Source organism: Nostoc sp. ChiVER01 (genome assembly GCF_034531155.1).
Lineage (GTDB): Bacteria > Cyanobacteriota > Cyanobacteriia > Cyanobacteriales > Nostocaceae > Nostoc.
In genome coordinates this window covers 213,049-229,075 of record NZ_JAVRBS010000002.1, presented here as the reverse complement: position 1 = coordinate 229,075, position 16,027 = coordinate 213,049, and the positions used below count along the sequence as shown (strand labels likewise).

The 16,027-nt window shown below is 43.1% G+C and carries 16 protein-coding genes; 11 read left to right on the top strand and 5 right to left on the bottom strand.

Features of this window, described 5'->3' with window-relative positions; translation table 11 throughout:
* Window positions 1–24: 24 nt before the first annotated feature.
* From RMY00_RS03445 to rppA, 3 genes are all read right to left on the bottom strand, one after another.
* On the bottom strand, window positions 25–879 hold the full coding sequence (locus RMY00_RS03445; protein ID WP_322646208.1) for a mechanosensitive ion channel family protein: 855 nt from the start codon (window positions 877–879) through the stop codon (window positions 25–27).
* A 261-nt stretch (window positions 880–1,140) separates the two neighbouring features.
* On the bottom strand, window positions 1,141–2,421 hold the full coding sequence (locus RMY00_RS03440; protein ID WP_322646207.1) for a HAMP domain-containing sensor histidine kinase: 1,281 nt from the start codon (window positions 2,419–2,421) through the stop codon (window positions 1,141–1,143).
* A 92-nt stretch (window positions 2,422–2,513) separates the two neighbouring features.
* The gene (gene rppA, locus RMY00_RS03435; protein ID WP_322646413.1) at window positions 2,514–3,194 is read right to left on the bottom strand and encodes a two-component system response regulator RppA; all 681 of its coding nucleotides are present in this window, start codon (window positions 3,192–3,194) and stop codon (window positions 2,514–2,516) included.
* A 142-nt stretch (window positions 3,195–3,336) separates the two neighbouring features.
* Between rppA and RMY00_RS03430 the strand changes: the two genes are divergently transcribed.
* From RMY00_RS03430 to RMY00_RS03415, 4 genes are all read left to right on the top strand, one after another.
* Window positions 3,337–3,723 carry a hypothetical protein gene (locus tag RMY00_RS03430; protein WP_322646206.1) on the top strand — a complete coding sequence of 129 codons (387 nt, stop codon included), beginning with the start codon at window positions 3,337–3,339 and terminating at the stop codon, window positions 3,721–3,723.
* Between the two features lie 166 nt (window positions 3,724–3,889).
* The gene (locus tag RMY00_RS03425) at window positions 3,890–4,516 is read left to right on the top strand and encodes a DUF1003 domain-containing protein (RefSeq protein ID WP_322646205.1); all 627 of its coding nucleotides are present in this window, start codon (window positions 3,890–3,892) and stop codon (window positions 4,514–4,516) included.
* A 112-nt stretch (window positions 4,517–4,628) separates the two neighbouring features.
* Window positions 4,629–6,107, top strand: a complete 1,479-nt coding sequence (locus RMY00_RS03420) for an alpha-amylase (RefSeq protein WP_322646204.1) — start codon at window positions 4,629–4,631, stop codon at window positions 6,105–6,107.
* A gap of 273 nt (window positions 6,108–6,380) precedes the next feature.
* Window positions 6,381–6,500, top strand: a complete 120-nt coding sequence (locus RMY00_RS03415) for a DUF4277 domain-containing protein (protein ID WP_416212028.1) — start codon at window positions 6,381–6,383, stop codon at window positions 6,498–6,500.
* A gap of 31 nt (window positions 6,501–6,531) precedes the next feature.
* Here RMY00_RS03415 and RMY00_RS03410 read toward each other — a convergent pair whose 3' ends face one another.
* Together RMY00_RS03410 and RMY00_RS03405 are read right to left on the bottom strand one after the other, a co-directional pair.
* A complete protein-coding gene (locus RMY00_RS03410; RefSeq protein WP_322646203.1) occupies window positions 6,532–6,996 on the bottom strand; it encodes an SRPBCC domain-containing protein in 465 nt (154 codons plus the stop codon).
* A gap of 301 nt (window positions 6,997–7,297) precedes the next feature.
* The gene (locus RMY00_RS03405) at window positions 7,298–7,723 is read right to left on the bottom strand and encodes a universal stress protein (protein WP_322646202.1); all 426 of its coding nucleotides are present in this window, start codon (window positions 7,721–7,723) and stop codon (window positions 7,298–7,300) included.
* 256 nt (window positions 7,724–7,979) lie between these two features.
* On the opposite strand from RMY00_RS03405, the gene RMY00_RS03400 reads away from it, so the two are divergent.
* From RMY00_RS03400 to accD, 7 genes are all read left to right on the top strand, one after another.
* Window positions 7,980–8,522 carry a hypothetical protein gene (locus RMY00_RS03400; RefSeq protein ID WP_322646201.1) on the top strand — a complete coding sequence of 181 codons (543 nt, stop codon included), beginning with the start codon at window positions 7,980–7,982 and terminating at the stop codon, window positions 8,520–8,522.
* Window positions 8,523–8,632: 110 nt separating this feature from the next.
* Window positions 8,633–11,383 (top strand): HAD-IC family P-type ATPase, encoded by a 2,751-nt coding sequence (locus tag RMY00_RS03395; protein WP_322646200.1) that lies wholly within the window; start codon window positions 8,633–8,635, stop codon window positions 11,381–11,383.
* A 233-nt stretch (window positions 11,384–11,616) separates the two neighbouring features.
* Window positions 11,617–12,705 carry a 3-isopropylmalate dehydrogenase gene (gene leuB, locus RMY00_RS03390; RefSeq protein ID WP_322646199.1) on the top strand — a complete coding sequence of 363 codons (1,089 nt, stop codon included), beginning with the start codon at window positions 11,617–11,619 and terminating at the stop codon, window positions 12,703–12,705.
* Window positions 12,706–12,793: 88 nt separating this feature from the next.
* Window positions 12,794–13,054 (top strand): hypothetical protein, encoded by a 261-nt coding sequence (locus RMY00_RS03385; RefSeq protein ID WP_104908437.1) that lies wholly within the window; start codon window positions 12,794–12,796, stop codon window positions 13,052–13,054.
* A 125-nt stretch (window positions 13,055–13,179) separates the two neighbouring features.
* Window positions 13,180–14,031 carry a prepilin peptidase gene (locus tag RMY00_RS03380; protein WP_322646198.1) on the top strand — a complete coding sequence of 284 codons (852 nt, stop codon included), beginning with the start codon at window positions 13,180–13,182 and terminating at the stop codon, window positions 14,029–14,031.
* Between the two features lie 581 nt (window positions 14,032–14,612).
* Window positions 14,613–14,825: a hypothetical protein gene (locus RMY00_RS03375; protein WP_322646197.1), complete on the top strand. Its 213-nt coding sequence runs from the start codon at window positions 14,613–14,615 to the stop codon at window positions 14,823–14,825.
* Between the two features lie 212 nt (window positions 14,826–15,037).
* Entirely contained in the window at window positions 15,038–15,988 is a 951-nt protein-coding gene (gene accD / locus RMY00_RS03370) for an acetyl-CoA carboxylase, carboxyltransferase subunit beta (protein WP_229453450.1), read from the top strand.
* Window positions 15,989–16,027: the final 39 nt, after the last annotated feature.

Sequence of the window (16,027 nt, the reverse complement as noted above, 5' to 3'; positions counted from 1 at the left end):
AAACCTTGACTTTTTACTCTAGTGTCAAGTTATTTCTGATAGTGGTGGGATAACGTTATTAATCCCATTACCAGATAAACCGCTAACTGCATAACGGTATTCGGGAACTGGATATCCAGCTTCGTTAAAGGTTTCACGAATAACTTTATTAGTGTCGAAGTAAACTTGCCAGTAATGGTCATTATTGCAATAAGGACGTACTGCTAGTACAGGCCCTGCAAAATTGAAAGTCTGAATTTCTACATCTGGTGCTGGATTTTGGAGGACATTAGGGATTTGGCTAATTTTCGCTTTTAAAAGGGCGATCGCTTCGTTATGTTTCACATCATGATGCAGTTGAGCCACTAGATCAACCCGACGGTAAGGATTGGCAGAATAATTCTGGATATTGTCAGCAAAGATTTTATTATTGGCAACAATTGTTAATACATTATCAGGTGTATTAATACTAGTTGTGAACAGTCCAAGTTCTGTAACAGTACCTGTAACGCCTGCTGTCGTAATGAAATCACCAACTTTGAAAGGTCGAAAAACGATTAAAAATGCTCCAGCTGCAAAGTTGGCCAATAATCCCCCCCATGCTGCACCAATTGCAATACCGGCTCCTGCTAACAATGCAGCAAAAGAAGTTGTTTCAACCCCAAAGAATCCAAGAATTGCCACAACTAGAACAATTCTTAACGTAACACCAATGATATTCAGAAGATAGTTAATGAGTGTCGGATCAACGTGTTGGCTTCGGAAAGCACGTCGCGCCAGCTTTAATGCAAAATCAATCAAGCGTTGAGCAATCAGCCACAGAGCGATCGCACCTAAAACTTTTAGTCCAAACAGAGTTAAAAGTTGACTAGCAACTACGCTAATTTGCCTGAAATCCATAATTTTTTTGTCTGTGAATTATTAAACACAATAAACATACTATAAATTAAATAAAAATCGTTTATAAATAGTTTTTTTTAATTTTTGATGTGCTAGGCAGCAAATAGCAAAGTGTTCTCGGAGAATGTCTGAACAGTTTTTTTAAGATGCTCTACTTAAATTCGTTAACAGTGCCTTGTCTGTTTGCAAGTCGCTACACATAGCTCTTGGCTTTAGATATTAATTATGAATCATCATGAATCATCATCTCTTAAGGGTGATTTAAGAATGGCTCATAAGCGGTAATTTTATCTGGAACGTCGAGCCTTTACCCTCATTGCTCATCACATGAATGTGACCGCCGTGAGCTTGGACAATTTGTTGAGCGATCGCCAATCCCAACCCAAATCCACCGCTTTCTCTTGTACGTTCTGTGTCAACTCGGTAAAAGCGATCAAAAATGTAAGGTAAATCTGCCTCTGGAATTCCAATTCCAGTATCAATCACCTGAATAACTGCCCGATCTGGGTGAGGTTCTAAACGTAACCACACAGTTCCACCAGACGGAGTGTAATTGCAGGCGTTGTTGAGTAAGTTTTCCACAGCTAGCCGCAGCAAATCGGGGTCAGCCCACAACTCAATGGGTTGTTCTGGCAAATGACTAATGAACTTGAGCGATGCTTTTGCCGCAATAGTAGTGTAATGAACAACTAGATTCTCCAACAAGCCATTAAGATTTACCCTTTTGAGTGATTCTGGAGTTAATTGTCCTTGATGCCGAGCTAAGAGCAATAAGTTATTGACCAAGGTACTCATCAACTTAGCGCTATCGATGATGTTCTCCATTGAGGGATGGATTTGGGGATGGTTTGCGGCCATTAGTAACCCAACTTGGGCATTGGTTAAAATTGCAGACAGAGGCGATCGCAACTCATGAGAAGCATCTGATGTAAAACGCTGTAGTTGGTTATAGGCTTGCTGAACAGGCTGCATGGCTATACCACCGAGTACCCAACCTGTAAGTCCAATTAGCCCCAGTGCTACAGGTACTGCTAGGCTCAACATTAACAGAAACTCGTTGAGATCATTTTGAGTTTCTGTTAGAGGGATAGCAACTTGCAGATAGCCGATGACCGAATTTCCTCCTTGAACAGGCAGAGTTAGCTGACGCAACCAAAGCACTTTGTCTGTAAAAGGGTCAGCGGACTTGATCGTGAGAAACCCAGATAATGTTTTTAACTGTTCTGGAGGTGGAGTCCCAAAAAACCGCTTGAGTTTGCCATTCGGGCTATACCAGCGAACATAGACCAGTTCAATATCAGCAGGGTGAGAACCACTACCCAATAGCGGTATATTGCTCAGATCGACTTGTTTTTTTCCTTGATACAGCCGATATTGTGAACTGGCTGCCATTAGCTCTGCTCTTTTATAAAGCAGTTGATCTAATGCTTTGAGTTTGTCTTTCACCTCAAGATTATAAATGACTCCAGCAAAAAGAATGAGAATGCACCCCATTGAAAGGGTAAACCAACGAGCTAAGTTACGACGACTGCGGTTAAACACAACTTATGCTAATTCGTAATTCGTAATTACAAGACTTTTCAAATAATTGAACCACACTATTCCCTAGTCTCCATTTCAGCCATTATCAAGTTTCAAGATGGTTCTGGTGGGTTGAGACGATAACCCATACCATAGACAGTTTCAATCCAATCTGCTGCTGCTAATGTTTGCAAACGTTGGCGAAGTTTACGAACTATAACGGTGATTGCATTGCTTTCTGGCTCACTACCCCACTCCCATACGGCTTGCTCAATTTGGTTGCGAGTCAGGACTTGGCGGGGATGGCGCATGAAATACTCTAGTAACTGAAATTCTTGGCTGGAAAGGGATACAGTCGCCCCTTGGCGCTCCAAAATTAGGGTATCGAGGTGAAGTTCGAGGTCTGCCAAGCGGAGCGTGTCTCCTTGCCAAAGAGGCGATCGCCTCCTCAATGCCCGCACCCGTGCCATGAACTCTATAATATCAATTGGTTTGACTAGGTAATCATCTGCTCCCGCATCTAAGCCGATGACTTTATCAGGTGTGGTATCTTTTGCCGTGATCATTAATACAGGAGATGTTTTTCCCGCCGCCCGATACTGTTGACACAAACTCACCCCACTAATTCGAGGTAACATCCAATCCAAAATCAGCAGGTCATATTCTTTTTCAGCTAAAAGCCATTGAGCGGTTTCACCATCTTTGACACCATCGACGCTGTGTCCAGCCTGAGAGAGAACCATTTGCAGTGGCATTAATTGCTTTGGATCATCCTCAACCAGTAAGATTTTCATCACCTTAATATACATTTGTGCTTGTTTAGAATAATGCATTGAAGCAATCTCAACGTCTTTCATCAGTCACATTTGAGAAGATTGTCTATCCCATTCAGATATAGATCGAGTGTGACCTAGCAAAATCAGAAGTAGGTGTAATGTGTGGCGTATTAGTAAACGTTGGCTGCAAGGGCTGGGATTAGAGTTTTGGTTGCCTCTACCAGTGGCAGGGGTTGCATTTTGGCTTGGCTGTAGTTTCCTAGCTGCCCAAGAGTTAAGCCGACCCAATTCTACGGAAAATAAACTTCAGTCAGATACCCAACTCGAAGCCCGAATATCAGTCAATGTGTTGCTCATTAATGCCGCCATCAACCGAACTAAGAGAATTACTCAGGTTGAAGTAGAAACAGCAGATCCCATTCTGAAGCGATTGGAATTAGAACTGCCAACGATAGAATTCAACCAAATAGAAGCGACTATTGCCCAAGAATTAGGTCTACCCCGTCAGGATGTTAGAAAGTTAGTACGCTATGAATTTGTTGAATAACATTGATAGTATTTCATGCTAAGTAAGTGGGCGGAAATAAATCCAACTATATTACGAAACGTAAACAGGCTTCAAACTCTTACCAACGACTAATACTTTTCCCATTTGCCGACAGTATCAGAAGAGAAGCAATAATCAAGTAAAATTCAGATTCAGGAGTTGCTGCATGAGTTACAACGCAGACGATACAGCCAACAAACACTTCAGTTCAGGTGCTAACGAACTCAAAGATAAAGCTTCTCGAAATCAAGTGATCGTGGCTCCATTACCAGACCCGATTGCAAAAAATATTGAAGCGATTATTTCACTTCATACCCAGGAAGTTCGAGATATTCCTGCCCACCAACGCATACTAGAAGCGATCGCTACATTCTTTGGGCGATCGGCATTTATGTATAGTTTGCTACTCATACTAGCTTTGTGGATTTTTGGCAGTTTCTTTCAGCGCCTTTTACCATTCAATTTACCCCCGTTTAGCTGGTCAAATCAAGGCTTAGACGCTGCTGCATTGGTAATTTCAACTGGAGTATTAGTGCGACAAACTCGCCAAGAAAACTTTGCCGAACAGAGGGCGCAACTGATGCTACAGCTTAACCTGCTCTCCGAGCAAAAAATTGCCAAGATTATTGCTCTATTAGAAGAACTCCGTACCGATTTGCCTGATGTGCTAAATCGGCATGATTCGGAAGCTCAATTGATGCAGGAACCGGCTGACCCGATCGCGGTATTAGAAGCACTCCAGAAAAACTTGGCTCAAGAACTATCATCTACAGAAGAAAACAATATCAGTTGATCGCAGTTTTTTAGTAGACTTTTTTGTATTTAGAAACATCAAACAAAACTTCAAGTATAATTTTTGTGTTGGCAATAACAATTTATCGTAATATTTGACTAGAGGGATACAAATGGCTCAATTGAATGGTGTAATGATGCAGTACTTCCATTGGTATATCCCTCCTGATGGCAATCTTTGGAATGAGTTTAAAGAGAAAGTCAAAGAGTTAGCTGATGCAGGTGTTACATCTGTTTGGTTACCCCCAGCTTACAAAGGAACAGGGGGTGGCTTCGATGTTGGCTACGGGGTCTACGATATGTATGATCTAGGCGAGTTTGACCAGAAAGGCTCGGTTCGGACAAAGTACGGCACAAAAGACGAGTATATCGCTGCTATCAAAGCTGCAAAAGATGCTGGCATTCGAGTATATGCGGATGTTGTCCTCAACCACAAGTTAGGTGCAGACGAAGCTGAAGAGGTGGAAGCAACTCCCTACAATCCAGACAATCGCCACGAGGCAATCGGTGAGATGCAAACTATAAAAGTGTGGACTCACTTTACCTTCCCAGGTCGGAAGGGCAAATACTCCGATATGGAATGGCACTGGTGGCACTTCGACGCGGTTGATTACAATGTTTACAACGAAGGAGAGAATGCAGTTTACCTGTTTAAAGATAAACAATTTGACGAACAGGTTGACCTAGAAAAAGGCGCTTTCGACTATCTCATGGGATGCGATCTTGATATGGAGAATCAAGAAGTTCGCGACGAGTTGAATCGCTGGGGTGAGTGGTTTGTAGAAACCACTAATATAGATGGCTTTCGTTTTGATGCCGTTAAACACGTTAGAGCTGGCTTTTTTCCAGAGTGGCTGAATCACTGTCGCCAAAAAGCAGGTCGCGATCTCTTTGCCGTTGGTGAGTATTGGTCTTATGAAATTGAAGCACTGCACCATTTCATTAGCGTCACCGGTGGCGATGTGTTGTTGTTTGATGCGCCATTGCACTATAACTTTAGCGCAGCTAGCACACAAGGCAGTGACTACGACATGCGGCAGATATTTGATAACACCTTGGTGCAACAACAACCTGCTTTAGCCGTTACTTTAGTAGAGAATCATGATTCTCAACCTTTGCAGTCATTGGAGTCTGTAGTAGAAAGCTGGTTTAAGCCGTTGGCTTATGCGTTGATCCTACTGCGAAGTGATGGTTATCCCTGTATCTTCCATGCTGATTACTATGGTGCTCATTATAAAGATAAGGGCCCAGATGGCAATGAGTATGAGATTTGGCTCGATAGTCATCAATGGATAATTGATAAATTTTTGCACGCCCGTCAAACCTATGCTTATGGCGACCAATACGATTATTTCGATCACGCTAATACAATCGGCTGGACACGCTTAGGAGACGAAGAACATCCTGGCGGGATGGCGGTTGTTTTGAGTAATGGGGAAGAGGGGACTAAGTGGATGGAAGTTGGGCAACCCAACAGCACTTACATTGACATTACTGAACATTTCAGCGAACCCATCACAACAAATGATGAGGGCTGGGCTGATTTTCGATGCAATGCTGGTTCTGTTTCTGTTTGGGTTCCACAGTCATAGTCTGGGTTTTAGTAGCATTCATGCAGAAAGTTAGGCGCTTGACAAACTTTGCCTAAAAGAGAACTTAGGTGGTACCAAGCGCACTAACTTATGTCCTTGAAAATATGAAAGAGTTTAAAAAAATTAATTAATAACCAAAATTATTTGATGCCAAATTATTGTAAAGCTGCATAAGACTTTAGAAAGCTAGAATGCTTACCAATCAAAGTTTTTAGTCTTTCCATTCTATGCAACTTCATATAAAATTAGTATGAGAAAATTGCAATAGAAGTAATGGATAATTCTATTGTGATGTTAAATGCCAAAGAAATTGAGATTCAGAACATAGACCATTTAGGGATAGTAGCAGGAATATTAGATCCGATAGGATTAGTAGAAATAATTAATGAGTGAATATATAGTTGAGAAAAGTTATAAAAGCTAACTATATAAACTTTCTGACCTCCTGTTTCTCATCTTTAATACGTTCCGCTTTGGTTTTCAATGTTTGGTTCATGGCTTCAAACCCTTGGCGAACGTCGATATTTAATCGACGAGCTAGCAGAGGTACTAGTAAGCCGTGGAAAGATTCTTGTTGAATGAAGCGAACGCGATCGCTCCCTAACGGCTCAATGATAAAGCTGTGTTCACCGTCAAATAAACCTGGGATCAAAAAATGCCCTAACCAGCGCAATTTGCGATTTGCTTCTACTGTAATCACCGTAGGTCGAAAGATCATAATATCTGTACCCGGAGGCTGAAAGTGAACAGTTAGCTGTGCCCCTTCACTCAGCGAACCACTAATTTGACGAATAAACAGATTCCAATGTGGAAAACTGGCGAAATCAGTAAGTAAGTTCCATACCTGCTTATCAGATGCCTGAATTTCGATTTCAGTGTAGATTTTCATGGGTATGAGTTGATAGAAAAACCACAATTAAAACGGTTATTCCTGCTAAAAACAACCCCATGTATTCTAGTCCTAATAATCGACAAACCCAAAAATTACGAGTGAAGCCAGGCAGATAAAGCAGGGGAAGCAGGGGGAGAAAATAACTTGATTTTCCTACCATAAAATAAACCATGCAAAGTTTCTTTGGCGGACTACAAGAAAACTAGATTGTTTCTTGTAAAACATAATGAATACTATTGGTGGAAAACTCACGTTTTAACAGCAAAATTATGGCGGTTGGTAGACAGTTCTGAAGCAACTACTGACCTTGAACTACCAGGACGGAACATGGAGCATGATGAACGACGTGATTGCTCACACTTCCTGCTAAAAATTCGGCAAATCCTTTAAGTCCTCTCCGACCAAGCACAATCAAATCTGCTCCCCAACTCTGGGCTAAATCACAGATGTTAGTCCCAGGATCTCCTGTTTGATAACTGAATTCTGCCAGAATGCCTTGTGCTTTTGCTTTCTGATAGTAGAACCGCAGTAAACCCTGTGCCTGTTCTGTTTGTATTTTCAGTTCTACTAAGTTCATAGTAGCTTGACTAGAAACTACTAGCTCAATGCTGTGACTAATCATTAACTGAGCAGTTTCTCTTTGGGCTAATTCAAGTGCTTTTGTGAACACTGTTGCAGTTGCAGGTGAATCATCGACCGCCACCAAAATCTTCTTAAAGCTCATACACATATCCAATAATCAATTACTTCATTCATCCCTGTTGCCTTTTAGCTTGAGGGATAAATGTGATTCAAAAGTGAAAGGTGAGTAGGATAAATGATTTATTCACTTTTCATTCACATTTATCAGTAATCCTGAAATAGAAGCAGATAAGCGTAACTAATAGGCTCACAATCAAACTCAAGAACTCTAGTTTTTATTGTTTAGATATTAATAAAGTTTTGTTTTCAATTTACTTATTTTTATAGGAGATATTGTGATGAATTTCCATCCTTTTAAAAATGCCATAGGCATCATTTCTACCCGTGAAGCTGCAACACAGGTGCTTGATGAACTCAGAGCAATTGACTTTCCTATGCAGAAAATTTCTGTGTTTACTTTAGACTTTGAACACGAAAAGTTGCACGAAGATGCTAATACAGATAAACATCCCATAACTCCGATCGAAGGTGCTAAAGCTGGCGCAATTACAGGAGGAACAGCCGGGGGCTTCCTGGCACTCACAGCCGGACTTGGCGTATTAGTGATTCCCGGTTTTGGCACGGCATTAGCGGTTGAGTCTGTGCTGGGTACACTGCTGGCGGGTGGAGCGAGTGCAATTTTTGGCAGTGTGTATGGTGCTTTTCAAGGTTGGTTTGCTCCCGAAAGGCAACCTAGACTCTGTGAGCCAACTACCTTACAAGAAGAATTTTTGGTGAAGCTAGAGGGAACAGTAGATGAAATATGGCAAGCAGAATCGATTCTCCGTTACTGGGGTGTGCGAGAGTGGCATATTTATGAACTTAGCAAAAGATTCTCGTAATAACACCAATTTGAAAAAAAGAAAAGTACAGATTCAAACAGAGAAATCCAGATTAAATCTGATGATTCTTAATTACGAATTCGTTTAACGGTTACTGCATGGAGACAAAGATGGCAACAAATACGATCGCTACAAATACTTTTGCTGATTCCACAAAAGATTTACTCAACTATGAATGGCATACTCTGGCAGAACAGCAGATTGTGCAAATGTTAGCCAGCCATCCAGAAGCAGGTTTGACTCATAAAGAAGCTACCACGCGGCATCAACAGATGGGTGCAAATCAACTAACTACTAAAGATGGTAAAAGTCCTTGGCTAAAATTTTTAGAGCAATTTAATCAACCACTACTATATATTTTGCTGACGGCAGGAGTAGTAACGCTGCTATTGCAAGATTGGATAGATGCCGGAGTAATTTTTGGTGTCACCCTAATTAATGTCATCATTGGCTACATTCAAGAATCGAAAGCAGAAGGTGCGATCGCAGCTCTATCCAAAGCTGTCACTACCGAAGCAACTGTGATTCGCGATGGTCAAAAAACCCGTCTGGCTTCGATAGAACTTGTTCCGGGTGATTTGGTACTGCTAGCATCTGGGGATAAAGTACCTGCGGATCTGCGGCTATTAAGTGTGCGTGGGTTACAAGTTGACGAGTCTGGTTTAACAGGTGAATCCGTTCCGGTGGAGAAAGCAACTCCATCGCTGGCTGTCGAAACCCCATTAGCCGAACGGAGCAATATGGCGTATGCAGGAAGTTTCGTCACCTTCGGACAAGCAGAAGGGATTGTAGTAGCGATCGCAGATGCCACTGAAACCGGTCGGATATCACAGTTAATTGAAAGCAGCACAGGGTTAAAAACACCACTGACGCGAAATATTGACAAGTTTAGCAAAACCTTGTTGTATGTGATCTTAGGTTTGGCTGCCCTGACATTTGCAGTCGGATTAGGACAGGGCGAATCTTGGATTAATGTTTTCAAAGCAGCTGTGGCTCTGGTAGTCAGCGCGGTTCCCGAAGGATTACCTGTAATTGTCACAGTCACGTTGGCGATCGGGGTTTCCCGGATGGCACGACGTAACGCGATTATTCGCAAGTTACCTGCTGTGGAAACATTGGGAAGTACAACTATTATTTGCTCTGACAAAACTGGCACGTTGACCGAAAATCAGATGACAGTTCAGAATATTTATGCAGGTGGGCAACACTACACCGTTAGCGGTATTGGTTATGCCCCAGAGGGTGAAATCCTCATGAATCAGCAGCCTATTGATTTCAATGCAGATGGACATGTTGCTCTTTGGGAATCTTTGGAAGCGGGATTACTATGCAATGATTCTCACATCGAATGGCGAGACGGACAGTGGAACTTAGTCGGAACCCCAACCGAGGGAGCATTGATTACGGCCGCTAATAAAGCAGAATTGACGCAAGAGAATCTAGAGCAAGAATTACCCAGAATCGACACTATTCCCTTTGAGTCCCAATTCCAATACATGGCGACTTTGCATGAATTGGATATAAAGCGCTCGCTCAATGTGATTTATCTCAAAGGTTCTGTGGAAGCAATTCTCCAACGATGCGATCGCATGTTCGATGCTCAAGGGCAACAGGCTGCGCTCAATCCAGCCACAGTAGAACAGGAAGTTGCTGGCATGGCAAACCAAAGATTACGAGTGCTAGCTTTTGCTAGAAAAGAAGTTGCGGCTAAACGCTCTTTAAATCGCCACGATCTCGAGCAAGGACTGGTGTTTTTAGGACTTCAAGGCATAATCGATCCGCCCCGTGAGGAAGCGATCGCTGCTGTGGGTGCCTGTCAATCTGCTGGGATTCAGGTGAAGATGATCACTGGAGATCATGCACTAACGGCAGCTGCGATCGCTCGCCAAATGGGAATTTGCTCGACTGAAGAACAGGTTTTCACCGGACAGCAATTAACTCAGATGGATGAAAAAGAATTCGCCCAAGCGGCTGATCGAGGCATGGTATTTGCGCGAGTTGCTCCAGAACAAAAGTTGCGTCTGGTGAAAGCATTGCAACTCAAGGGCGAAATTGTGGCAATGACTGGAGATGGTGTCAACGATGCTCCCGCTCTCAAGCAGGCAGATATTGGTGTAGCGATGGGCATAGCCGGAGCAGAGGTTGCCAAAGAATCGGCGGATATGCTTCTAACTGACGATAACTTCGCCTCAATTGAAGCTGTTGTGGAGGAAGGGCGCGGGGTTTACCGCAACTTGCGAAAAGCGATCGCTTTCTTGCTGCCGATCAACGTCGGAGAATCGATGACGATTTTAATTGCCATTCTCCTGTCTACTGCACTTCCCATCTTACCAATCCAAATTCTCTGGCTGAACATGGTCAGTTCAGTAGGGTTGATTGCTCCTTTAGCCTTTGAGCCAAAATCTGGACAAGTGATGCAGCAACCACCGCGCAATCCTAGAGAAAAGCTTTTATCAGGTAGTTTACTCCAGCGCATCTTAGCGATTTCCGCCTTCAATTGGCTAGTAATTTTTGGGGTATTTCAATGGATACTTCAAACTACAGACAATCAAGCCTTGGCACGCACGATGGCGATTAATGGGTTAGTGGCAGCAGAAATCTTTTACCTATTAAGCATTACCCAGCTTTTACCATCTCTAGTTGCCAAAATCCAAGGTAAACGCACACGCATAGCCTATGCACCTGCGATCGGAATTGTGGTTGTGGTGATTTTACAATGTCTGTTTAGTCAGTGGAGCATGATGAATCAAGTATTTAACACCACACCTTTGACATTTACCCAAGCTCTCATTTGTATGGGTGTAGGTTTGCCAGTGGTGTTTATAGCTCTCATCTTGCAGCGTTTCGATCCGCTCAACTAAGGATAGTGCTAGAGAAGCTAGGAAAATTTAGATGAAGTCAAACAACCATCACTCTTTGTGGTGGTGTGGTAGGACAACTAGCTTGGGTAAAACTTTTCACTAAAGGAATAGCAGTTTCATACAACATCAGATGATTACGTTGGAGCCATACCTTAATAGATTAAAAATTCCATCGGTACATTTTGCTAGGTATGATATTTAATCTGTAAGCATTTACCTAGTAATAATCAGCTATGACCCAGAACTACCGCATTACTCTACTCCCCGGCGATGGCATTGGCCCTGAAATTATGGCAGTGGCGGTAGATGTGCTGAAAGTCGTAGGGAAGCAATTTGATCTAAAGTTTGAATTCCAAGAAGCTCTCATCGGTGGTGCAGCAATTGATGCCACAGGCGAACCCCTACCATCTGCCACTCTAGATACCTGCCGTAACAGTGATGCTGTATTACTTGCTGCCATTGGTGGTTATAAGTGGGATTCCCTGCCATCCAATTTACGCCCAGAAGCAGGTTTGTTAGGGCTACGTGCAGGTTTGGGATTATTTGCCAATTTGCGCCCAGCGAAAATTTTGCCCCAGCTAATCGACGCCTCGACTTTGAAACGCGAAGTTGTGGAAGGCGTGGATATTATGGTAGTGCGTGAACTCACTGGTGGGATTTACTTCGGTAAACCTAAAGGGATTTTTGCCACAGAAACTGGTGAAAAACGCGGTGTAAATACAATGGTTTACAGCGAATCGGAAATCGAACGCATTGGACGAGTGGCGTTTGAAGCAGCCCGCAAACGTGGCGGAAAACTTTGTTCGGTGGATAAAGCCAACGTATTAGAAGTATCTCAGTTGTGGCGCGATCGCATCACCCAACTTTCACAAGAATATCCAGATATCGAACTGTCTCATTTATATGTAGACAATGCTGCTATGCAGTTAGTACGCGCTCCCCAGCAGTTCGATACTATTGTCACAGGCAATTTGTTTGGTGATATTCTTTCTGATGCTGCTGCCATGCTCACAGGTAGTATTGGAATGTTGCCCTCGGCTAGTTTGGGTGCTTCTGGGCCTGGTGTATTTGAACCAGTTCATGGTTCCGCCCCGGATATTGCCGGACAGGATAAGGCAAATCCTCTGGCACAGGTTTTGAGTGTGGCGATGATGTTACGTTACGGTTTAGACCAACCACAAGCAGCAGATAACATCGAACAAGCCGTATTGCAAGTTTTAGAACAAGGCGATCGCACCGGGGATATAATTTCTCCAGGAAAAAACCTTTTAGGCTGCCGTGCTATGGGCGATGCACTGATTTTAGCTCTTGAAAAAAAATAATTAAAATGCCACTTGGGCAATTTGGCAACCTTTGCCATAAGTTTCGGGTAGACTAAAGGGAAATCTAGCAATCAAATAACAGTCGATAGTGTACGCATTACGACAAGGTCAAGTAAATTTTACCGCCCCGAAGAACCAATCGCCTTTGATTGATCCTGCTGTAATCAGAGCCGCCGGGCAGATATACTATACTCACTGTGAAGTACATCCCGAAATAGCTGGGCAACCTTCCGGTGTAGCAATTAATCGTGTGACTCATCGAGGTAAGGTTATTTTCACTAACCAACCAGTTCTTTTACCTCAAGAATGTTTTGTCCCCTTGAGTCAAATAGAATCGCACATGTATTAGTTATTGGTCAGTAGAGACGCGATTAACCCTTGTCTGTACATTGGTCATTGGTCATTAGTTCTCGACAAAGGACAAAAGATAAACGACAAATGACACAGGACAAATGACAAAGGACAAATGATTGTATGGACATTTTGTTCGCCATTTTGGCGAGTGTAATGGTCTTTGCTTTAGGTGCATCTATTGGCAGTTTTATCAACGTTATTGTTTATCGGCTACCTGCTGGGTTGTCAATTCTTTGGCCGCCCTCTCGTTGTCCTAAATGCTTAAACCAGCTAAAAGCTTACGACAATGTACCAGTATTTGGTTGGATTTCGTTAAGAGGGCGCTGTCGATACTGCAAAAGCAAAATTTCTGTCCGTTATCCTGTGGTAGAAGGGGTAACGGGCATAATTTTTTTATTAGTTTTTTTGGTATTCCAACTTTCGACTTTAACAATAGGCTATTGGGCTTTTTGTAGCTGGTTATTGGCACTATCGCTTATCGACCTAGATACAATGACCTTACCCAATCCACTTACTCAGTCGGGTTTGGTGGTGGGGATTTTGTTTCAAATGGTGGTTGGTTTTTTACCAGAGGATAGTTTCGTGGCATTGGTAAATCACCTGATGATGGCAATAGTCGGTGCAGTATTGGGCTTATGGTTATTTGATGCGATCGCTCTATTGGGTTCAATTGCCTTTGGTAAAACTGCAATGGGTGCAGGTGATGCCAAGTTAGCAGCTATGATGGGAGCCTGGTTAGGCTGGAAATATTTGCTCTTAGCTAGTTTTATTGCTTGTGTGCTAGGAGCGTTAATTGGCAGCAGTGTCATTATTATGCGTAGACGCAAAGCCGCGAGTCAAGAGACATCGCTACCAAAATTAGGACAAAAGATGCCTTTTGGCCCTTTTCTGGCTTTGGGATCTGTAATTACTCTATTTAGCGGCGAAGCCCTTTTGTCTAGCTACCTGCGGTTATTCTTCGCAGCATCTTGAACTGGGTGGGGAAGAGGCAGGGGAGCAGGGGGCACGGGAGACAAGGGGACAAGGGGACAAGGGGACTTAAATCAGAACTTGCAACAAGTGTTTCCCATTGTCCCCAATTCTCCTTGTCCCCAAGTCCTTTTCTCAATGCCCAATGCCCATTCATAATAAATATTTATAATTCGTGACTGTAACCAGCATTACCCCATCTACCCTTGATATTTTGATAATATTCAGCTTGTGACTTGTATTACCCTTATTAACTACCCGCCTGTCTAGACAGATGTAGTTCTTCCAATTCATCGGGAATACCCAAGAGAACTCCGTAGTTCTATTGGTCTAACATCCGTCCAAAGGCAGAAATTCTGATTCCCAAGACTCAAATCTTTTACCCATAGCTCTGCCCTACTCTTTCGGAGAAGCAAGCTACGCGTAGCGTCCCGTAGGGAAGGGTTTTCTTGCAACACATACCTGTAGGCTTGGTTTTCGCTTGTGGCATTGATGGTCAAGACACTAACTATAATATCCGAGAAATCGGTATTCCTTATATATCCTAGATGCAATCGTCATCAGCCGCTCATAATCTCCACCTTATGAATACATTGTTCGCGTTAGCGTCTTGCAGAGAAGGTGGGGACTTCCGTAATCCGTTAACGACGATTAACCGTTGGCAATCACAACTAGTGCAACAGATGCTGATTGGTCATAACCTAGCAATACAAATCATTGATTTGGGTAGGAGGGGGAAAGCATCTTATTTGGAGGTTGGTATTCTCATGGCTTTGTCAGTATGTCCATATAATTAAGTCTGCTGAAAAAAGAGCAAGGACTTGTATTGGCATAAGTATTTTCGTTAAGCTGGCAACCAAAGATGAAAATTAAAGTCTGAATTGCTTAAAAGCTTACTTTGACGATGTAGCTATTAGTCATTAATAAAGACAAATGACGAAAGGCTAAGGATAATTCGATACGGCTTGGCATGTTTTCGACCTCATACCCACTTAAAATAAAATAAAAAATGGCTAACAACGAAGAATCACGCGGTTTAAAGTCTCTATTTGATTGGTTTGCAAATCGACGGAAGTCAGGATCTACCAGCCTCGAACGCCAAGAACGCGAAATTGCTGATGGACTATGGCATAAATGTTCTAAGTGCAGTGTGTTGGCATATACAAAAGACCTGAAAGCCAACCAGATGGTTTGTACTGAATGTGGTCATCACAATCGGGTAGACAGCGATGAGCGCATCCGTCAATTGATAGATCATAATACCTGGAAACCGCTAGACGAGCATTTGCGTCCAACCGATCCGCTCGAATTTCGCGATCGCAAACCCTACAGCGATCGCCTGCGGGAAATGCAGGAAAAAATTGGCTTAATAGACGCGGTTAAAACTGGTTTAGGTCAAATCAATGGTTTGCCCATTGCCCTTGGGGTTATGGACTTCCGCTTCATGGGTGGTAGCATGGGTTCAGTCGTGGGAGAAAGACTCACCCGCATGATTGAGCAAGCCACTCAACGACGCTATCCTGTGGTTATCGTCTGCACTTCTGGTGGCGCGAGAATGCAAGAAGGAATGCTCTCCCTGATGCAGATGGCGAAAATCTCCGCAGCCCTACAGCGCCATAAAGATGCGCGATTATTATATATTCCTGTTTTAACCAATCCCACAACAGGCGGCGTTACCGCTAGCTTTGCGATGTTAGGCGATATCATTTTGGCAGAACCCAAGGCAACCATTGGTTTTGCCGGTCGGCGAGTGATTGAGCAAACCCTGCGGGAAAAACTACCCGATGATTTTCAGACTGCTGAAGATTTACTCCTGCACGGTTTTGTTGATGATATCGTACCCCGTACCCAATTAAAGAACACCCTAGCCCAGCTGATTGCCCTACACCAGCCTGTACTAACAACACCTCAGATGGTGTTGTGGGAAACAATGTCCTTGACTTCTACTGCCGCCGAATAAAGCAGGGGGAGCAAGGGGAGCAGGGGGAGCAGAGGGAGA